General features: G+C 72.3%; 14 protein-coding genes and 1 tRNA gene. 1 reads left to right on the forward strand and 14 read right to left on the reverse strand.

Features of this window, described 5'->3' with window-relative positions; translation table 11 throughout:
- Positions 1–1,293, forward strand: a complete 1,293-nt coding sequence (locus J4G33_RS09070; protein ID WP_208055592.1) for a D-arabinono-1,4-lactone oxidase — start codon at positions 1–3, stop codon at positions 1,291–1,293.
- 128 nt (positions 1,294–1,421) lie between these two features.
- Here J4G33_RS09070 and J4G33_RS09075 read toward each other — a convergent pair whose 3' ends face one another.
- From J4G33_RS09075 to eno, 14 genes are all read right to left on the reverse strand, one after another.
- The gene (locus J4G33_RS09075) at positions 1,422–1,838 is read right to left on the reverse strand and encodes an FKBP-type peptidyl-prolyl cis-trans isomerase (protein ID WP_208055593.1); all 417 of its coding nucleotides are present in this window, start codon (positions 1,836–1,838) and stop codon (positions 1,422–1,424) included.
- 88 nt (positions 1,839–1,926) lie between these two features.
- Positions 1,927–2,943 (reverse strand): acetylxylan esterase, encoded by a 1,017-nt coding sequence (locus J4G33_RS09080; RefSeq protein WP_208055594.1) that lies wholly within the window; start codon positions 2,941–2,943, stop codon positions 1,927–1,929.
- Between the two features lie 120 nt (positions 2,944–3,063).
- Positions 3,064–4,470, reverse strand: a complete 1,407-nt coding sequence (locus J4G33_RS09085) for a cystathionine beta-synthase (RefSeq protein ID WP_208055595.1) — start codon at positions 4,468–4,470, stop codon at positions 3,064–3,066.
- 197 nt (positions 4,471–4,667) lie between these two features.
- Positions 4,668–5,516 carry a Bax inhibitor-1/YccA family protein gene (locus tag J4G33_RS09090; RefSeq protein ID WP_208055596.1) on the reverse strand — a complete coding sequence of 283 codons (849 nt, stop codon included), beginning with the start codon at positions 5,514–5,516 and terminating at the stop codon, positions 4,668–4,670.
- 126 nt (positions 5,517–5,642) lie between these two features.
- On the reverse strand, positions 5,643–9,074 hold the full coding sequence (locus J4G33_RS09095; protein WP_208055597.1) for an endo-1,4-beta-xylanase: 3,432 nt from the start codon (positions 9,072–9,074) through the stop codon (positions 5,643–5,645).
- 144 nt (positions 9,075–9,218) lie between these two features.
- Positions 9,219–9,292: transfer RNA gene (locus J4G33_RS09100), tRNA-Leu, on the reverse strand.
- Between the two features lie 127 nt (positions 9,293–9,419).
- Positions 9,420–10,865 carry an NAD(P)/FAD-dependent oxidoreductase gene (locus J4G33_RS09105; RefSeq protein WP_208055598.1) on the reverse strand — a complete coding sequence of 482 codons (1,446 nt, stop codon included), beginning with the start codon at positions 10,863–10,865 and terminating at the stop codon, positions 9,420–9,422.
- Between the two features lie 211 nt (positions 10,866–11,076).
- Positions 11,077–11,922, reverse strand: a complete 846-nt coding sequence (locus J4G33_RS09110; protein WP_208055662.1) for a uracil-DNA glycosylase — start codon at positions 11,920–11,922, stop codon at positions 11,077–11,079.
- A 151-nt stretch (positions 11,923–12,073) separates the two neighbouring features.
- Positions 12,074–13,270 carry a hypothetical protein gene (locus tag J4G33_RS09115; RefSeq protein ID WP_208055599.1) on the reverse strand — a complete coding sequence of 399 codons (1,197 nt, stop codon included), beginning with the start codon at positions 13,268–13,270 and terminating at the stop codon, positions 12,074–12,076.
- Complete coding sequence (locus tag J4G33_RS09120) at positions 13,267–13,599, reverse strand: PadR family transcriptional regulator (RefSeq protein WP_208055600.1); 333 nt, start codon at positions 13,597–13,599, stop codon at positions 13,267–13,269. The genes J4G33_RS09115 and J4G33_RS09120 overlap by 4 nt, the downstream gene beginning before the upstream one ends.
- Before the next feature lie 264 nt (positions 13,600–13,863).
- Positions 13,864–14,820 carry a Ppx/GppA phosphatase family protein gene (locus J4G33_RS09125; protein WP_208055601.1) on the reverse strand — a complete coding sequence of 319 codons (957 nt, stop codon included), beginning with the start codon at positions 14,818–14,820 and terminating at the stop codon, positions 13,864–13,866.
- Positions 14,821–14,860: 40 nt separating this feature from the next.
- Positions 14,861–15,358: a DUF501 domain-containing protein gene (locus J4G33_RS09130; RefSeq protein WP_208055602.1), complete on the reverse strand. Its 498-nt coding sequence runs from the start codon at positions 15,356–15,358 to the stop codon at positions 14,861–14,863.
- Positions 15,355–16,089 carry an FtsB family cell division protein gene (locus J4G33_RS09135; RefSeq protein ID WP_208055603.1) on the reverse strand — a complete coding sequence of 245 codons (735 nt, stop codon included), beginning with the start codon at positions 16,087–16,089 and terminating at the stop codon, positions 15,355–15,357. The genes J4G33_RS09130 and J4G33_RS09135 overlap by 4 nt, the downstream gene beginning before the upstream one ends.
- A gap of 168 nt (positions 16,090–16,257) precedes the next feature.
- Entirely contained in the window at positions 16,258–17,535 is a 1,278-nt protein-coding gene (eno, locus tag J4G33_RS09140; protein WP_208055604.1) for a phosphopyruvate hydratase, read from the reverse strand.
- Positions 17,536–17,785: the final 250 nt, after the last annotated feature.

Here is a 17,785-nt window from a genome sequence, read left to right on the forward strand (position 1 = left end):
GTGACGACGACGTTGACGAACTGGGCCAAGAACCACACCTACCGGGCCGGCACGGTCCACGAACCACGCAGCGTCGAGGAGGTCCAGACCCTCGTCCGCGGGGCCCGGTCCCGCGGGGTGCGGGGGCTGCGGGCCCTGGGCAGCCGGCACTGCTTCAACGACGTGGCTGACGGCGCCGAGCTGGTCGCCCTGGGCTCCCTCGACCCTGAGATCGAGGTCGACACGGAGGCGCGCACCGTCCGGGTGGGTGGGGGCGTCCGGTACGGGACCCTCGCCGAGCACCTGCACGCCGAGGGCTGGGCCGTGCACAACCTCGCCTCCCTCCCGCACATCTCGGTGGCGGGGGCCGTCGCCACCGCGACCCACGGCTCGGGGGACGCACGGCGGAACCTCGCAGCCGCCGTGGTCGGGCTCGAGGTGGTCGCGGCGGACGGCGGGCTGCGGCACCTGCTCCCGCAGGACGGCGACCTCGCGGGGGCCGTGGTCTCCCTCGGTGCGCTCGGTGTGATGACGGCCGTGACCCTCGAGATCGAGCCGACCTTCGACGTCGCGCAAGAGGTGCGGACCGCTGTCCCGTGGGACGCGGTGCTCGGGGCCTTCGACCAGGTCACCGCGAGCGCCGACAGCGTGAGCCTGTTCACCCGGTGGGAGGGCGAGGTCGTCGACCAGCTGTGGCGCAAGAGCCGGGTCGGGCGCCCCGAGGGGGCCTGGGCCCCGGGCCCTGAGCTCGTGGCCGGGACGGTGGCTACCGAGAACCTGCACCCGCTGGACCTGGACGCCCGGAGCACCACCGAGCAGCTCGGCCGTCCCGGCCCGTGGCACGAGCGGCTGCCGCACTTCCGGATGGCCTTCACACCCAGCAACGGTGCCGAGCTCCAGTCGGAGTACCTGGTGCCGCGCGGGCACGGGCCCGCCGCGATCGAGGCGCTGCGAGGGCTCAGCCACCTGATCGCTCCCCTGCTGCTGGTCAGCGAGGTGCGCACCATCGCCCAGGACGAGCTGTGGCTCTCTACCGCCTACCAGCAGGACAGCGTGGGCCTGCACTTCACGTGGAAGCCGCTGCAGCCCGAGGTCGAGGCGCTGCTGCCGAGGATCGAACGAGCCCTGGCGCCGTTCGGGGCCCGCCCGCACTGGGGCAAGCTGTTCAGCGCGACCGAGGCCGGGGAGCCGGGGCGTCTGGCCGAGCTGTACCCGAGGCTCGGGCAGTTCCGCGAGCTGGCGGCGGCGTTCGACCCCGAGGGGCTGTTCCACAACGACTACCTGCGGCGGCACGGGCTCGTCTCCCCGGTCTGACGCCGGGCGGCACCCTCAGGGGCGGCCACCCGAGGATCTTCGGTGGCCGGACGCACGAGAGGCGGGCCCGGTGCTCCGGGCCCGCCTCTGCTGCGGCGGCGCGGGGCCGCGTGGTGCTGCGCTCCGGCTCAGCGGCTGGTGCCCCGGATGTCGACCACGAAGACGAGGGTGTCGGTGCCGCCGATGCCCGCCTGGGGCATGCCGCGCTCGCCGTAGCCCAGGTGCGGCGGGATCGACAGCAGGACCCGCGAGCCGACCTGCTGGCCGACCAGACCCTCGTCCCAGCCACCGATCACGGCACCGGTGCCGATCGGGAAGGTGATGGACGAGCCGCGGTCGTAGGAGTTGTCGAACATGCGACCGCCCCACACCTGCCCGTAGTAGTCGACCTCGATGTCGTCCCCGGCCTCGACGAGCTCGCCCTCACCGCGCGAGAGCACCTGGACGGCGAGGTCCTGGGGGGCGGGGGTGTCGGGGAACGTCAGGGCGGGCTTGTCGCCGAAGGACCCCGACGCGGTGGGCAGGGGCGGCAGGTTCTCGGTCATCGAAGGCCTCTCGTTCGGGACGGACGGCGTCCGCGGCTGCGCGGCACCGCCGTCCATCGTGCCCGATCCTGCAGAGTGGGGCACGCCGTCAGACGCGCTCGCGCAGCCAACGCAGCTGGGCCTCGACCTGATGGGCCTGGCCGCCCTCGTGCTGGTTGAAGGGATAGGTCAGGATCTCGGTGGCCGGCCTGGTGCCGGGAACGGCCGCGCCGGGACCCTGCGCCGTCGTCGGAGCTGTGCCGTAGTGGTTGTACGCCGCGTACACGGTCGACGGCGGGCAGGTCTGGTCCATCAGGGCGACGGAGAACAGGGCCGGGGCGGTCGCGCGGCGGGCGAAGTTCACGGCGTCGAGGTAGGACCACGTGCGGAAGACCGCCTCGACCGCGTGCCGGTGCACGGACAGGTACTGGGTGATCTCGCCGTAGGGCAGGGCGTCGGTGATCTCGACGGCCCGGCGCACGTGGCACAGGAAGGGCACGTCGGGCATGACGGCCACGAGGTCGGGCACCAGGCCGCTCACCGCGAGGGTCACCCCGCCACCCTGGCTGATGCCCGCGATCGCGACCCGTGCCGGGTCGACCCCGGGCAGCTGCCGCGCGGCGTCCACGGCTCGGACGGCGTCGGTGTAGAGGCGCCGGTAGTAGTGCTCGGCCGGGTCCTCGACGCCACGGGTCATGACGCCGCGGGCCGCGGGGCCGCTCCCGCCGGGGTCCTGCGTGGCGCCGCCCGCCCCCCAGCTGCTGCCCTGGCCGCGGGTGTCCATCACCAGGTGCGCGTAACCCGCCGCGGCCCAGGTCAGACGCTCGTGGGGCAGGCCTCGACCGCCGCCGTACCCGAGGTACTCCACGACGACCGGCAGGTCCTCCTCGACCCCCGCGGGCCGGGTGAGCCAGCCCTTGACCGGGTGCCCGCCGAACCCGGCGAAGGTCACGTCGAAGGCCTCGACGACGGTCAGCGGGGTGTCGACCGGGACGACCTCGAGGGCCAGGTCGTGACCGCGGGCCTCGGCGAGGGTCAGCTCCCAGAAGGCGTCGAAGTCCTCGGGCTCGGCGACGTCGGGGCGGTAGTCACGGAGCTGGTCGAGCGGGAGGTCGAACAGGGCCACAGGAGCTTCTCCTCATCGAGATCGAACATCCCCAGGTCTCGTGTCAGACGCTGAGGGGGCCATAGGTATCCCAGGTTCTGACACGAGACCTGCGGCGTCGGGTGGGTGGGGCGCCGGGGGTCAGCGGGCGAGGTAGCCCAGGAGGTCGTGGCGGGTGAGGACACCGACGGGGTCCCCGTCCTCGACGACGACGAGGGCGTCGGCGTCGTGCAGGGCCTCGCGGGCGGCCTCGATGCTCTCCCCCGAACCGATCAGCGGCAGCGGCGCGGCCATGTGCTGGGCGACCGGGTCGGTGAGGGCGCTCTCGTCGTGGAAGACGGCGTCGAGCAGGGCGCGCTCGGCCACGGACCCGGCGATCTCCCCCGACTTCACGGGCGGCTCGGCCGTCAGGACCGGCAGCTGGGAGACGCCGTACCGACGCAGGATCCCGATCGCGTCGTGCACCGTCTCGGCAGGGTGGGTGTGCACCACGGCGGGCAGGGAACCGGTCTTGGTGCGCAGCAGGTCCCCGACGACGGCGCCGCCGTCCTCGCGCAGGAACCCGTAGGACCGCATCCAGGCGTCGGAGAAGATCTTGGACAGGTACCCGCGACCGCCGTCGGGCAGGAGCACCACGATGACGGCCCGGGCGGCCGCGGCGGGGTCCTCCTCCTCGAGGCGCCGGGCCAGGCGCAGCGCGGCCTCGACGGCCATCCCGCAGGAGCCACCGACCAGCAGCCCCTCCTCGCGGGCGAGACGGCGGGTCATCGAGAAGGAGTCCGCGTCGTTCACGGCGATGATCTCGTCCGGGACGGTGGGGTCGTAGGCCCCGGGCCAGAAGTCCTCACCGACCCCCTCCACGAGGTACGGGCGACCGTCTCCCCCCGAGTACACCGAGCCTGCGGGGTCGGCGCCGACCACGCGGACGCGACCGCCCTCGTCCGCGGGGCGGTCCGAGCTCACGTCCTTGAGGTAGCGGCCGGTGCCCGCGATGGTCCCGCCGGTACCGACCCCGGTGACGAAGTGCGTGAGCCGGCCGTCGGTGTCGGTCCAGATCTCCGGGCCCGTGCTCTCGTAGTGCGAGGCGGGACCGTTGAGGTTGAAGTACTGGTTGGGCTTCCAGCCACCCTCGATCTCGGCGGCGAGCCGGTCGGAGACCGAGTAGTAGGAGTCGGGGTGGTCGGGGGCGACGGCGGTCGGGGTCACGACGACCTCGGCCCCGTAGGCGGTGAGGACGTCGCGCTTGTCCTGCGAGACCTTGTCGGGGCACACGAAGACGCAGCGGTAGCCCTTGCGCTGGGCCACCAGGGCGAGCCCGACGCCGGTGTTGCCGCTGGTCGGCTCGACGATGGTGCCCCCGGGCCGGAGCTCCCCCGAGGCCTCGGCGGCCTCGACCATCTTCAGGGCGATGCGGTCCTTGACCGAGCCTCCGGGGTTCAGGTACTCGACCTTCGCGAGGATCGTGGCCGAGAGGCCCTCGGTCACCCGGCTCAGCCGCACCAGGGGCGTGCCCCCGACGAGGTCGGAGATGTGCTCGGCGTACTTCACGGTGACGGACTCCCTGGAGCTGGGGGACGGCGTGGTGCGGCAGGACCGCTGGGCGGCTGAGCGGCTGGGCGGTGAGGCGAGCGGCGGGACCGTGCGCGCACCGGAGCCGGACGCAGGACCGCCCGGGTGCGATCATCGCACCCGGGCGGTTCTCCGTGCTGGGGGTCTCGACCCGCGAGCCGAGCCCGTGAGACGCGCTACTCGCGGTTGAACATCGCGAGCAGGCGCAGGATCTCGAGGTACAGCCACACCAGGGTCACGATCAGGCCGAAGGCCGCCGACCAGGCGAACTTGGCCGAGACGCCCTGCTCGACGCCACGCTTGATCGCGTCGAAGTCCATGATCAGCGAGGCAGCCGCGAGGCCGACCGCGAAGAGACCGACCGCGACGCCCATCCAGCCGTTGCGCAGCGGACCGAAGCCCTCGCTCGCGACGAAGAAGGACAGCCCGAAGTTCAGCAGCGAGAAGACGAGGTAGCCGCCCATCGCGATGAGCAGCCAGCGCGTGAACTTGGGGGTGACCCGGACCTTGCCGGACCGGTAGAGGAACAGCGCGACACCGAAGGTCGCGAAGGTGCCGAGGATCGCCTGGAGCACGATCGGCTGGACCTGGGTGCCGTCCCAGGTCATGTTCTGGAAGAGGAAGCTGATCCCGCCGAGGAACACACCCTGAGCCACCGTGTAGGCGATGATCAGGGGCGGGCTGGGCTCCTTCTTGAAGGCGTTGATCAGGCCCAGCACGAGGCCCACGATCATGCCGACGAAGAAGAGCCCCGGCGCGACGTACCAGGTCACGGCCGCGACGGCGACGAGCAGCGCGAGCAGCCCCCCGGTCTTGACGATGACGTCGTCGTAGGTGAGGCGGCCCGTGTCCCGCGAGGTGGCGGTCGGAGCGCCGTACATCTGCTCGAGGCTCCCGGCCTCCTGGCCGGGCATGGTGGCGGTCCCTGCGCCCGAGGCCGCGTACGGGCCTCGCTGCTGGGCGGCACCGCGACCGCGGCGGTTCTCGCCGAAGATCGCGCTGCTGGTGAAGACGGGGTTGGTCACTGTGCCTCCTGGTCGCGGCGGCCACCCGTCGCGGGCGGCTCGAGATGTCGCTGGCCGGTACTCAGTCTAGGCAACGTCCGGGGGGCCGTGGGCGTTCCCGCCCACGGCCCCCGGACGTCGGTCAGCTCACCAGGGCCACGGGAACGGCCACCACGGCGGCTTGGGCGGCAGCGGCGGGGTCACCAGGACCCGCTGGGAGTCGGTCAGGTCGCCGTCGCTCGCGACGACGTCGTAGATCCCGACCTTGGTACCGCGCGGCACCGTCAGCGTCGCCGCCCCCGAGCCGTCCGCACCGACGGTGACGGCACCCAGGACGACGGGCGTCCGACGTCGGGCCTCGAGGGTCACCTCGACCTCAGAGCCCGGCAGGTAGCCGCTCACCTGGACCTCGAGGGCCCGCCCGGCGGAGACGAACCACCGGTCGAGGGCGAGCTGCGGGTCCACCGCCGGCGGCGGCGGCTCCTCCTCGTCGGCCTCGACCAGCTGGGCGACACCCCAGCGGGCCGTGCTCTGGTATCCGAGCCCGGTCGGGTCGGCCCAGGTCCGGACAGCGGTGCGGGCGCCGGCGGTCGCGTCGTTGACCTGCACGTCGAACCCGTGGAACGTCCCGGGGCCGCCGTCCTCGAGGAGGCTGATCGCGGCCTCGACCACGTACCCGCCCTCGACCGTGCTCGTGGCGCTCTCCAGCCGGTTGGCCTGGAACGTCTCGTCGCCCGTCCCGAAGGAGACCACGTTGTCGACGTTGATCCGGATCTGGGTGTCGTCGTAGCGGTAGGGGCCGTTGCGGTACGCACCGGCGTCGAGGAAGATCTCGACCGAGTCCTGGACCCAGGGGTCCGAGCCCGTGAGGTCGAGCTGGGCGTCGGCGACCTCGGCGAGCACGTAGAGCGTCAGCCCGTCCCCTGACCACAGGATGCGGACCTCGGCGGTCGCGCCGCCGGTGCCCTCGATCTGGGTGTCCGTGGCGACCGGCTCGGCCAGGGCCCAGACCTCGTCGACCGTGCCGTCGATGCTCGGGGACTCAGGGGCCTCGGCCACCTCGAGGAAGGACAACGGCTCGACCAGGGTCAGCGTGCCGAGCTCCCCCGGGGTGTTCCAGCCGGTGACCTGCTCCCCGTCGGTGACCTGCAGGTCGAGGTCGACCGAGTCACCCTGGGTGGCCCCGCCGAGCGGCAGGTGAGCCACGGCGACCCAGCCCTCGTCGGTCTCGGTCACCACCGCGTCGACCTCTCCCGACCCGTCCCGCGACAGGGTGAGGGTCTGCTCCCCGAGCAGGAAGGTCAGTGCGTCGCCTGCCTCAGGGCTCGTGTCCGACACCTCGACGTAGACCGTGAGGTGGTCGGCCTCCCAGCGGGTCTGGAACTGGGCGACGTCACCGACCTGGTGCAGGGGCAGCCGGTCCCACACGGGCGAGGCGGCCGCACCCTCGTCGAGGGGTACCGAGCCCGCGAAGGCCAGCTCGGCCTGCACCCGGGCGGGGAGCTCGCCGTCGGCCGCGCCGTAGAAGGCCGGCTTGGCCTGGAGCTGCCCGTCGAAGAGCAGCGGCTCCTGGGCGCTGCGCCAGCTCCGCGGGTCCGTCAGGCCCCACACGGTGACCGAGTAGAGCTGGTCGGAGTAGTCGCGGAACACCCGGAAGGCGTCCCGGTAGTAGTACCCCTGCTCGACGACGTTCGCCGCCGTGACGGGGGTCCCGAGGGTGACGTCGAGCTCGGTCACGACCTGCTGCAGGCCCAGGCCGCTGAACCGCTCGAGGGCTGCCTCGAGGGCGGCGACCGGCGTCGAGAGGCTGGTGTGGAACTGGTGCCCCACGCCGTCGATCGGCACGCCGCGCTCGATCAGCCGCTCGACGAGACCGAGGTACCGCTGCTGCTTGCCGGACTGCTCGGTGTTGTAGTCGTTGATGAAGAGGGTGACGGGGCGATCGGCCGACGGGTCGGCATACACCTCGTTGAACGCCTCGTCGGCGTACTCGAAGGCCAGGTCCACGAACTCCTCGCCGAGGATCCGGTACCACTCGCTGCGGCGCATGCCGTCCGAGAACTCGCCGCTGTCGGAGATGACCTCGTTGACCACGTCCCATGCGACGAGGGGGTTCTCCTCACTGCCGTACAGGCCGTAGCCCCCACCGGTGCTGAGGGCCTCGGCAACCGCGAAGATGTGCTCGCGCATGCGGTCCCGCATGAGCTGCTGGTCGGCCTCGCTCGTGGTGAGCGGTGCGCCCTGGGCGTCCTGGAAGAACCAGTCCGGCGTCTGGCTGTGCCACACGAGCACGTGCCCGTAGACCCTGAGGTCCTCGCTGCGGGCGAAGTCCATCAGGGCGGTCGCCTCGGGGTGGGTGCGGAACGCGGTGCCGTCGTACCAGGCCTCGACCTTCATGTGGTTCTCGGCCGTGATCTGGTTGAAGTGCCGCGTGGTGAGCTCGGCCGCAGCACCCTGGGTCTCGCGACGGTCGATCGCCACGCCCAGAGGCACGTCGAGGGTGTCCCGGAGCGGGGCGAGGTCCTGGATCTCCGGGGCGTCGAGGGTGCGGATCCGCACGTCGTCGACCAGGAAGTCCCCGGCGCCGCCGGTGTTGTAGCTCGTCTCGAAGTAGACCATCGCCGAGTCCGCGGCGGGCATCGTGTAGGTCACGGTGACCTGCTGCCACTCCTGGGAGCCGACGCCGGGGAACTGGCCCACGGTGTCGAAGGAGGTGGCGGTGCCCGCGGTGCGCTCGAGGCTGAGCCACAGGTCGTCGGCGCTCTCCCCCGCGGCCATCTTGACCCACGCGCTGAGCTCGTAGGTCACGCCCTCCTCGAAGAGCTCGGTCACGTCGTACCCGATCCCGTCCCCCTGGGAGGTGCGGTCGCTGACCCGTGCGGACTGGGCGCCCCCGTAGGACTCGTCGGCGGTCACGTCGACCGTCGGGTCGCCCTCGGCGTCACCGCGGGGCTGCCACCCCTGGAGGCCGTCCTCGAAGTCGAAGAGCAGATCCACCGGGGTGCCGGGGCCGCTCCCGGGGTCACCCGCCGGGACCGCGGTGACGAGGAGGTCGTCGACCAGCACGGTGTACGGGCCGTCGGCGTCGGCCGTGCCCAGGTAGACCTGGGTCTCGGCGGGGTCGACGTCGGCAGGCAAGGTGTAGGTGCCGGTGAGCTCCGTCCACCCCTCACCGGTGACGGTCGCGTTGCCGACCCACGTGTAGGCGGGCTTGACGACGAACCGGACGCCGGCCGACCCCTCGGCTCCCTCGGGCAACCGGGCACGCATCGAGAAGGTGTACTCGACGCCCGGCTCGAGCAGGCCGGTCGGGGACTGGATGCCCTCGTAGTCGGCGGCGCGGGTGATGCTGAGCGCCTTGCCCTCGTCGGCGTCGACGTACTCGAGGGTCGGATTGCCGCTGGTGGTCCACGGCTCGATGGACTCGTCGTCGAAGTCCAGCGAGACCACGGTGGTGGACTCGGGCGGGTCGGTGGGTGCCGGGGTGTGGTCGTCGGCGGCAGCCGGCGGGGCCATCAGCCCGGCGGCTGCGATCAGCACCGCTGCCCCGATAGTTTCGAACAAGCGCGGTCGTCTCATGGTCGCCCCTTTGCGATGGTGTGAGACCCGGTGGTCGTTCGTCACGGTAGGCATGACTGCGCATGCGCGGCAATGTTTCGCGTGAGATTAGAAAGTTTCGTGCGGGAGGTGCCTGCGACCCGGTCTGGACGAGCCGACGAGGAGTGCCCTCGGCGGGGCTCGAACCCGCACTGGGCCGGGTTTAAGCCGGCTGCCTCTGCCAGTTGGGCTACGAGGGCGCGCCGCCCATCCTGCCAGCGCACCTGCGGGAGGAGGCGCCGCCGTCGGGCGTCGCGAGGGGTGGGACGCAGAAGCCCGGCGCCCCACCCCTCGCGAGGGGCGGGACGCCGGGCGGTCACGCGTGGGTCAGGGCGCGGGCGTCGCGACCTTCTCGCTCTGCGGGGCCTTGTCGGCGGGCTTCTGCGCACCCTTGGGCCGCGGGGCGGCCGACGCGTCGCGGAAGTCGGCGCGCGGGTCGTGCAGGCGGCCCAGGGCCACGAGCTCGCGACGGAACAGGAGCGCGAGGGTCCAGTCCAGGACGATGCGGACCTTGCGGTTGAAGGTCGGCATCTGGGCCATGTGGTAGGTCCGGTGCATGAACCAGGCGGGCCAGCCGCGGAGCTTGATCCCGTAGACCTGGGCGACACCCTTGCCCAGGCCGAGGGAGGCCACGGTGCCCACGTGCTTGTGCTCGTAGCTCGTCGGCTCGGCGCTGCGCAGGAACCGGCCCAGGTTGTCGCCGAGGTGGCGGGCCTGGCGCACGGCGTGCTGGGCGCTCGGCGAGCAGTAGGAACCGGGGTTGGCGAGGTCCGGGACGGCCGCGCAGTCCCCTGCGGTCCAGGCGCCCTCGACGACGGTCCCGTCCTCGTGGGCGACCTGCAGGGTGGGCAGGGCGTTGAGGCGGCCCATCTTGTCGAGCGGCAGGTCCGAGCTGTTCAGCACCGGGTTGGCCTTGACGCCCGCGGTCCACACGATGGTGGCCGAGTCGAACTCGACCCCCGTCGAGGTGACGACATGACCGTCGACGCAGGAGCTGAGGAAGGTCGACAGGTGCACCTCGATGTTGCGCTTGCGCAGCTGCTCGAGGGCGTACCCGCCCATCTCGTCGCCGAGCTCGGGCAGGATCCGGGCCGAGCCCTCGATCATGACGAAGCGCAGGTCCTCGGGGCTGATGCTGTCGTAGTAGCCGACCGCGGCCCGGGCCATGTCCTCGACCTCGGCGATCGCCTCGATCCCCGCGAACCCACCACCGACGAAGGTGAAGGTCAGGAGCCGTCGTCGGGCCTCGGGGTCCCAGGTCGAGGCCGCGGTGTCGAGCTTGTTGAGCACGTCGTTGCGCAGGGCGATGGCCTCCTCGACCTGCTTGAAGCCGATGGCCTGCTCCGCGAGCCCGGGGATGGGCAGCGTGCGGGCCACCGAGCCGAGCGCGACGACCAGGTGGTCGTAGGTGATGTCGTAGGGCTGGCCCTCGGTCGGGGTGATCGTCACCGTGCGGTCCGCGTGGCGGATCTCGGTCACGCGGCCGGTCAGGGTGTCGACGCCCTTGAGCTCGCGCCGGTGGGAGACGACGACGTGACGGGGCTCGAGGGCACCGGCCGCCGCCTCGGGCAGGAAGGGCTGGTACGTCATGTACGAACGCGGGTCGACGACGACGATGGCCGCCTCACGCTTGCCGAGCCGACGTCGCAGGCGCAGCGCCGTGTAGAAGCCGACGTAGCCACCGCCGAGGATCACCACGCGGGGGACCTTGCGTTCCTTGGCGGGCCGCTCCTCGGTGGTGACCGTGGGGGCCTCGGGGGTCTGTGCGCTCATGGTTTCCACGGTAGGGGCCTGTGAAATCCTTCACAAGCCTGATCCCGTCCCCGTGGACGTGACCTCCCGCACACCCCACCCGGGTACCACCACCTCGTGTCAGACCCTCGAGTACCTGGGGCACCCCGTGCTTCTGACACGAGACCGCACCAGGCTCGAGTCAGAACCTGGGGATGCTCTGGGTATCCGAGGCTCTGACACGAGATGGCGGTCACGGGCGGGCGAGGGCCAGGGCCTGGGCGAGGAGGTCGTCGAGCATCGCCTCGGTCAGGCGGCCGGTCTGGGTGTTCTGCTGGGAGACGTGGTAGCAGCCGAGCAGGTGCACCCGCTCCCCGTCGGGCCGGGTGAGCACCGCCGTCGCGCCGTGCCCGAAGCGCGGGGCAGGGCGCGGGACCTCCCAGCCGATGCCCCGCACGACGGCGAGGGCCGCCTGCCAGCCGAAGGCGCCCAGCGCGAGCATCACCCGCAGCCGGGGCATCAGCTCGATCTCGCGGCGCAGCCACGGCGCACAGGTGTCGCGCTCGGCAGGGGTCGGCTTGTTCTCGGGCGGCGCGCACCGGACGGCCGCGGCCATCCGGACCCCGTCGAGCGTGAGCCCGTCCGCGGCGTCGAGGCTCTCGGCCTGCGACCCGACGCCCGCCCGGTGCAAGGCCGCGAAGAGCCAGTCCCCCGAGCGGTCCCCCGTGAACAGGCGCCCCGTGCGGTTCGCGCCGTGGGCCGCGGGAGCCAGCCCGACGACGAGGAGCCCGGCCTGCGGGTCGCCGAACCCTGCGGCAGGGCGCCCCCAGTACGGCTGGTCCCGGAACGCCCGACGGCGGGTGACCGCGACCTCCTCACGCCACGAGACCAGCCGCGGGCAGGCCCGGCAGACGGTCGAGGCGGCGTCGACCTGAGGGATCTCGCCCGAGGCGTCGGCGATCCGGGCGACGTCACGGGCTGAGGTCGCGACCGGCGTCGTGCCGTCCGCGGGTTCCCCGGGCCACCCGCTCCCCGCCGGCACGGGCGAGTCGAACAGCTCGCGCGTGCGCGGGTGGGGCAGCAGCACCCGCCCGTCCATGCTCACCCCCCGATCATGCCCTCCCTCCCCCACATCTCGTGTCAGAAGCACAGGGGTCCCTGGGTATCCCAGGTTCTGACACGAGCCTGGCGTGGTCTCGTGTCAGAAGCACGGGTACCCCTGGGTATCCCAGGTTCTGACACGAGGTGGGTCAGTCTTGGGAGGCGAGGACCTCGTCGGATGTGGGCTCGCCCTGGGTGCCGCTGGTCCGACCGTCGGCCTCCGGCGCGTGGACGGCGGGCGCCTTCGCGAAGGGGCGGGGCGGTGTGCGGGGCGATGCGACCGACGACAGGACACGCTCACCCTCGTCGTCGTAGTCCCACTCGCTCGAGGGCGCCCCAGACAGGGGGAACACGTTCCACCGCGTACGCCCGTCCACGTCCTGGGCCGCTGCGAAGGTCCACGGCTCCTCGATCCCCGGCAGCGACCAGTCGCTCCACGAGCCGTCGCTCGTCGTCTGCACCTGGCGCCCGCGGTCGTCGTAGAGCTGGACGCCGTCGAGCGGATTGCCCTGCGCGTCGTAGGCGAAGAGGTTGCTCACCTGCATGCCGTCGACCCAGACACCGTCCTGACGGTCCGGCTCCTCGTAGACCGGTACCTCGACGTAGGAGACGGCCTCAGCGTTCACCCCACGCGCGTCGACGAAGGACATGAACCCGAGCAGCAGCGGCAGCACCACGATGACGGCCAAGGCGTTGCCTGCACGTCCGAGCGCACGGACCGGAGCCCGGCCCCTCAAGAGCCCGCGCCCCCACTGCACCGACAGAACGACAGAGGTCGCAAGAAGAAGCCACGCTCCCGGGTTCGCCGGGACGAAGGCCTGCGCCGAGTGGAACCCCACCACGACGTGGAAGGCCCCGACCGTCACGACGAACCAGACCCACCCTCGCAGCACCCACCACAGCGGACGGAGCGAGACGACGAACGGGCCAGCGGTCCGCCAGGCGGCCGAGGACTGCAGTGCCGCCTCCCAGGTCAGACGCTCCGCGGTGATGCGGCGCGCGAGCCGGCGCATCAGCCCCGGCTCGGTCGCTGCAGCTCGTGCCGGTCCCAGCCCCGCCGCAGCCCGCAGCTCTGCGGCGTACTCCCCCGCCGGCCCGAAGCGGCGAGTGAGATCGATCATCGCCGCAGGGTCGTCGGGCCCGCCGAGGCGCATCCCGGCACCGACAGCACCAAGGGCGAGCTCGCCGGTGGTCACCGCACCGGCCGGGTCCTCCAGAGCCTCGGCGAGGTCCGCCTCGAGGCCATCCGTGAGGTCCTCGACCTGCTCCGGAGAGAGGTCCCTGAGGTGCGAGCGCACAGCCGAGGCGTAGGCGGCAACGTGGTCCAGCAGGACGGCGGTGGTCATCGCGGGTCTCCTTCGGCGTCGAGCAGTGCGGTCAGTGCGGTGGAGAACTCGTGCCAGTCCTTGCGCTGGGCGTCGAGCATCGCCCTGCCTTGAGCGTTGATGCCGTAGTACTTGCGGTGCGGCCCCTCGTCGGAGGGCACCACATAGCTCGAGAGCGCTCCGGAGGCGTACAGGCGCCGGAGCGTGCCGTAGACCGACGCCTCCCCTACCTCCTCGAGCCCCGCCCCACGCAACCTGCGCACGACGTCGTAGCCGTAGCCGTCCTCGTCAGAGACGACAGCGAGCACCGCGACGTCGAGCACCCCCTTGAGCAGCTGGGTGGTGTCCATCCGATCCCTCCCTGGGCCGGGCCCTACCCGTGGGCCTTGGTCTGGTGCGGGAGCTCGCCCCTCCGGCGGCTCCCGCGCCGCCAACACTACTCTCGATTGCGCAGTACCTGCTAGACCCCACTAGCGCGCGTGTCGTAGAACCCTGGTCTCGTGTCAGAAGCACAGGGGTCCCTGGGTATCCCAGGTTCTGACACGAGCCTGGCGTGGTCTCGTGTCAGAAGCAGGGGTACCCCTGGGTATCCCAGGTTCTGACACGAGGTGGGTTCAGGGGCGTTCGGCGATGCTCCAGGCGATGCCGTCGAGGATGTCGTGCTCGGAGGTGACGACCGTGTTGAGACGAGCACCGGCCCGGCCCACCTCGGCGCGGACGTGCCCGACGACGTCGGACCACACCAGGGCGCCGGCGCCGATCACGTCGACCCGGCCGGGGTGCATGAAGGGCAGCACCTCACGGCGCTCGCGACTGAGCCCCAGCAGAGTCCTGCAGGAGGCGAGGACCTTGTCCGTCGGCAGGACGGCGCCGTCGATCTGGGCCGGGTCGTAGCGCACCAGGTCCAGGGCGTGGGCCGTGACCGTGGTGACCGAGCCCGCGAGGCCGACCAGGGTCGCCGTCCGGCCGAAGGGCACGACCTTGCCCGCCTCCTCGAGGGCCGCGGTGACGTCCGCGCTGGCGGCGGCGATCTCCTGCGGGGTGGGCGGGTCGGAGTGCAGGTGGCGCTCGGTGAGGCGGACGCAGCCGACGTCCATCGAGTACGCGGCCACCGGCGAGGTCGTCCCCAGCACCATCTCCGTCGAGCCCCCGCCCAGGTCCACCACGAGGAACGGCCCGGGGTGCTTGCCCGCGAGCACGCCGGTCGCGCCGCGGAAGGAGAGCAGGGCCTCCTCCTCACCGCCGACGACCTCAGGCTCGACGCCCAGGGCCTCGCGCACGCCGTCGACGAACTCCTGGCGGTTCTCGGCATCCCGCGAGGCCGAGGTGGCGACGAACCGGATGGCCTCGACCTCGAGCTCGGTGCAGATCTCGGCGTACCGGCGCGCGGCCTCGAGGGTCCGGGCCATGGCCTCGGGGGCGATCCGGCCCGTCCGGTCGACCCCCTGACCCAGGCGGACGACCTCCATCCGGCGGTCCAGGTCGGTCAGGGTCCTCTTCTCGAGGTCCACGTCGGCCACCAGGAGCCGGATGGAGTTGGTCCCGCAGTCGATCGCAGCCACACGTGTCATGCGGGCAAGCCTGCCACCTGCGAGGAGGGCGACGCGCCTCTCAGCAGGTGCAGACCGTCGGGGACCACGTGTCCCGGACGCGCTCGACGACCTCGTCGCCCAGCGGGTTGACCCCGGGCCCGGCCGCGAGGGCGTGGCCCAGCAGCACGTGCAGGCACTTCACCCGGGTGGGCATGCCCCCGGCCGAGATGCCCTCGATCTCCGGCACGTCGCCCAGCTCGGCCCGGCGCGCGAGGTAGTGCTCGTGGGCCGCGCGGTAGGCCGTGGCCAGCTCGGGGTCCTCGGCGAGACGCGCGGTCATCTCTCGCATGAGCCCCGAGGCCTCGAGGGTCGACGCCGCGGCCACCGCACGAGGGTGGGTCAGGTAGTACGTGGTCGGGAAGGGCGTGCCGTCGGGCAGCCGGGGGGCGGTCCGAACCACCGTCGGGCGACCGCACACGCACCGAGCAGCGACCCCGACGACGCCGCGCGGGGGCCGGCCGAGCTGCTCGGCGAGGGTCTCGAGGTCGGCATCGCTGACCTGCTCGGCGGTGCTCACTCGGTCTCCTCGGTGTCGGTCGTGCCGGAGGGGTCGGCGGGATCGGTGTCCCCGGCCGGCTGGTCCTGCGGGGCCGGGTCGGTGTCGTCGTCGGCGGGCTCCTCGGCCGGAGCGTCCGGGTCGACGACGTCGAGCTCCCCGGCGATCTGCACCGAGCTCCAGATCGTCGTGTACCAGGGGGTGCCGGAGCCGTCGATGGGCAGCGTGGGGCCGGTGTCGTCGCCGGTGGGAGCGCCCTCCGCCAGGACCTCCTCCTCGACCACCTCGGGGTCGATCACGCGGTAGGCGGTCTCCCCGGGGAAGACGAAGGAGAGGCGAGCCCTGGCCTGGGCCTGCACGTAGGCGGGGTCGTCCCACCGCGCGAGCTCGGCCTCGAGGTCCTTCTCGTGCTGCTCGGCGTCGAGCACGCTCTGCTCGAGGGCGGCGAGCTCAGCCCGCTGGCCGAGGTAGGCACGCACCGTCGGGAACAGCAGGGTGAAGCCGACCAGCAGGACGACGGCGAGCACCAGGGCCCGGATGGACAGCAGCCGCGCGAGCCGAGCGGGACGCGGCTCGTCGCCCTCGGGCTCGGCGGCGTGCGGCGCTGGCCGGCGTGCCTGCGCCGGTCGGGTGTCTCGGCGGGCCTGGTCCTCGCCGGCCGTCGCCCCGCGCCCGCGGGCCGGCCCGCGACCCGGGTCAGGGGTCCCCGAGCCCGAGCGGGCGCGCTGCGGCGCGACGGGTCGACGGGACATGTCTCGATTGTGCCCTGGCCGGTCGCCCTGGTCGGTCAGGCCGCGCCCGGACCCGCCCAGCTGGGCGCAGAACCCCCGCGGGGCAGCCGGGAGCAGGACGGCCGCAGGGCCCGGTCGTGGAGACCGGGCCCTGCGGGACCTGCTGGGCGCTGGTGCGCCGGGGACTGCTCAGCCGCGACGCGGGAAGGCGCTCGCGCCGGCGTAGCGCGCGGCGTCGTCGAGCTCCTCCTCGATGCGGAGCAGCTGGTTGTACTTGTTGATGCGCTCGCCACGGGCGGGGGCACCGGTCTTGATCTGGCCCGAGTTGGTCGCGACGGCGAGGTCGGCGATCGTGACGTCCTCGGTCTCGCCCGAACGGTGCGAGACCATCGCGGTGAAGCCGGCCCGCTGGGCCATCGTCACGGCGTCGAGGGTCTCGGACAGGGTGCCGATCTGGTTCAGCTTGACCAGCAGCGAGTTGGCGGACTTCTCCTTGATGCCCCGCGCGAGGCGCTCGGGGTTGGTCACGAAGAGGTCGTCGCCGACGATCTGCACGCGGTCGCCGACGCTCGCGACGAGCCCGGCCCAGTCGGCCCAGGCGTCCTCGTCGAGCGGGTCCTCGATGGAGACGAGCGGGTAGTCCGCGACCAGCTTCTCGTAGAAGGCGATCATGTCCGCGGGCGTGGTGGCCTTGCCCTCGAACTGGTACGCGCCCTCGGAGTAGAACTCGGTCGCGGCGACGTCCAGGGCCAGCGCGACGTCGGTGCCCGGGGTGAAGCCGGCCTTCTCGATCGCGACGAGGATCAGGTCCAGCGCGTCACGGTTGCTGGGCAGGTTGGGGGCGAAGCCGCCCTCGTCGCCCAGCCCCGTGGCCAGGCCCTTGCTCTTCAGCACGGACTTGAGGGAGTGGTAGACCTCGGCGCCGGTACGCAGGGCCTCGCGGAAGGTGGTGGCACCGATGGGCGCGACCATGAACTCCTGGATGTCGACGTTGGAGTCGGCGTGCGACCCACCGTTGAGGATGTTCATCATCGGCACGGGCAGCACGTGCGCGTTGGGCCCGCCGACGTAGCGGAACAGCGGCAGGTCGGCCGAGTCGGCAGCGGCCTTGGCCACGGCGAGCGAGACGCCGAGGATGGCGTTGGCGCCGAGCTTGCCCTTGTTGGGCGTGCCGTCGAGGTCGATCAGGGCCTGGTCGACCAGGCGCTGCTCGGTGGCCTCGAAGCCGATGAGCTCGGGGGCGATCTCGTCCATGACGGCGTTGACGGCGTCCTGGACGCCCTTGCCGAGGTAGCGACCCTTGTCGCCGTCACGGCGCTCGACGGCCTCGAACGCACCGGTCGACGCACCCGAGGGCACACCGGCCCGAGCGATGGTGCCGTCGTCGAGGGCGACCTCGACCTCCACGGTGGGGTTGCCGCGCGAGTCAAGGATCTCGCGGGCGCCTACGGCCTCGATCGTGGCCATGGAAGCTCCTTCGGACGAACGGTTGGGTTGTTCCGGGCCGACCGGCTGCTGGACGTCGTCCAGCGGCCGGGAACCCCGTGCCGCCGGTCTTCGTCAACCGGCCGGGTTCCACAGTAGTGCGATGTCCGGACCCGCGGGCGGGACGTTCGACGGGTGGCGCAGCGAACAGCACCCGTCCATCTCCCGAACGGCAGCCGCAGGCGTCCCCGGCGGGAGCGGGGTCGATCGGGGTCGCATGGTGACCCCGATC

Origin of the sequence: Actinotalea soli, from assembly GCF_017565425.1 — a bacterium.
GTDB classification, from domain to species: Bacteria; Actinomycetota; Actinomycetes; order Actinomycetales; family Cellulomonadaceae; genus Actinotalea; species Actinotalea soli.